The organism is Faecalibacillus sp. MSK20_93 (assembly GCF_020589945.1).
Classification (GTDB): Bacteria; Bacillota_I; Bacilli_A; order Erysipelotrichales; family Coprobacillaceae; genus Faecalibacillus; species Faecalibacillus intestinalis.
In genome coordinates this window covers 1-380 of record NZ_JAJDKA010000173.1, presented here as the reverse complement: position 1 = coordinate 380, position 380 = coordinate 1, and the positions used below count along the sequence as shown (strand labels likewise).

Annotated in this window: 1 protein-coding gene; it reads left to right on the top strand. The window is 45.5% G+C overall.

From position 1 onward, the window contains the following. A partial coding sequence (locus LJD34_RS16235) for a CD3337/EF1877 family mobilome membrane protein (RefSeq protein ID WP_412531096.1) occupies nucleotides 1–380 on the top strand: 380 nt, incomplete at both ends.

The following is a 380-nucleotide window of genomic DNA, read 5'->3' as shown; positions in this document are numbered from 1 at the left end:
GCTCCCCAACTCTGACAGCGAGGGCAAGGACAGCGTGGACTTGATACGGGACAGCCTATTTTCTATTCAAGTGGAACAGCCGTGGCTACTTCTGCAATTCGGTAACAGCAACACAGAAGAAATCGGGGCAGACCGTGTCGAAGCTCTTGTATCGGCAAGTCCAGAGGACGAGGACGGGAAAACCAGAGAGGAAGTCGTGAAAACAGAAATCGAGGACAACGACAACAACAATCTGACAATACCGCAGGTAGTGAACCGTTTAGGTATGGTGTTCTTCCTACTGTTCTTCAATTTAGGGATAACGATATTTGTATTCTTGCTTACGGGCATGATGTTGTTTAGCCAGATACTTTTTATTATCTTTGCAATGTTTTTACCTA